Genomic DNA, 1781 nt, shown 5'->3' on the forward strand with positions numbered 1-1781 from the left:
TTTATCCGTAGATGCATAAGCGCGTCCGCTTCCGATATGCGCTCCATCGCCGTGCAGGGCTCTTTGTTTTCTCCACCCCTGCAACGTATGGTAAGGCACGCCTAATTGATCGGCGGCTTTCTTGGGACCAATCTCATCGCTCAATCGTACCGCTTCTTCTTTGAATGTTTTGTCGTATTGATTCATTGTCTCTCGTCCCCTCGTCTGCTTTCATTTTATTTCATACGAGGGTGTTTTTCGACTGCATTTTTATAGTAGCACTCCACTCCATTCGAGGGGCTTATCACGTCAAAACACAACAACCTGTTACATACATGCTGGAAGTAATAGTTAATGGCGTAAAATGAGTATCTGACATCTGACATCTGACATCTGGCATCTGACATCTGACATCTGGCATCTGACATCTGACATCTGCCATGGGTGCTCTTAACCGAAGTCAGCCTCCGGCCAATTGCTTTTAAACCAGTTAATGTTACCTGACCCCCTGTTACTGTTCCTCAAATCGCATTGTTAGTCGAACTTTCTTGCACTGGATGGGGCATTTCTTTGGAAATCGAAAGGAACCTTTCTACCCGGCAAGTAGTTTACTGGTCATCGATGACCGTTAGAGCCTCAAATGGCAGGATTCGCCTCACGTAACGGTCACCGCTGTCCGTTAGAAGCTCAAAAGTGGCGTATAGGCGTCGAAAATCAGTTTTTACGGTCACTGATGTCCTTTAGAAATTGAATTTCCTTAGAAAGTGGCTCCTAACGGTCGTCGATGTCCGTAAGCTTCCGGTCCTGTAGGCATCCAGTTTGCAGACATACAATTTCTAGGCTTGCAGTCTGTAGACAGACAGTTTGCAGACATACTGTCTGTACACATACAGTCCGTAGTCATGCAGCTCGGATGCTTGCGGCAAGTTCCCAGTTTCGATCGGTCTTCAAAAGATTTGCACGATGGTCACACCGCCGGACGCAGCAGCCGAAAGAGCCTTTTGGGTTGCAGCGCCCCCTCTCATTGACGATCAAGTTCTGATTTCTGGAGTGAGCCTTTTTAAATCCGCAATTATGGTGCACTTTAAGGTGCTCTTTAAGCGGACTGATCAGGTGAAGGTTTTATCCGCCGTACTTCTTCAATGAATAGCGGGACAACCTCGAATAAATCTCCTACAATTCCATAGTCGGCGATGCCAAAAATAGGGGCTTCGGGATCTTTATTGATGGCGATGATGGTTTTGGACTGGTTCATGCCAGCCAGATGCTGAATCGCGCCGCTGATTCCGCAGGCGATATAGAGCTTTGGCGTTACGACCTTGCCCGTCTGCCCGATCTGCAGGGAGTAGTCGCAGTAGCCGGCGTCGCAAGCGGCGCGTGAAGCTCCGACTGCGCCTCCCAGCGCCTCTGCCAGCGCTTGAAGCGGCTCGAAGCCGGCCGCGCTGCGCACGCCTCTGCCACCGGCGACCACGATGTCGGCTTCGGCCAGGTCGATGGCGCCGCTTGTTCTGCGCACGATACCGCGCAGCGTCGTGAGAAGGGGCGGTGGAGTAAAGCGCAGCTCGACGACCGAGCCGGTTTTTCCGCCCTCGGGGAGCGGCTCCGCCGGGGGCAAATTGTTCGGGCGAACAGTCACGACCCGCATGACGTCGTGAGCAAAAGCCCGCCGCTGCAAGGCTTTGCCTGCATACAGCGGAGCGGTAAAGCTAAAGTCATCGCCGCCCCCCTCATTATGGATGGCGATGACATCGGCGATGTGGCCGGCGCTGAAGGCCGCCGCCACCCGGGGGGGGGGGGGGAGG

The 1781-nt window shown here is 53.1% G+C and carries 2 protein-coding genes; both read right to left on the reverse strand.

Annotated elements, in window-relative coordinates:
- The coding region (locus ACX93W_RS19150; protein ID WP_459393984.1) for a transposase at nt 1-186 on the reverse strand (186 nt) is incomplete at its 3' end.
- Nucleotides 187-1075: 889 nt separating this feature from the next.
- Nucleotides 1076-1781 (reverse strand): electron transfer flavoprotein subunit alpha/FixB family protein (locus ACX93W_RS19155; protein WP_459393985.1); only part of this gene is annotated, 706 nt, incomplete at its 5' end.

Source organism: Paenibacillus sp. CAU 1782 (assembly GCF_054551715.1).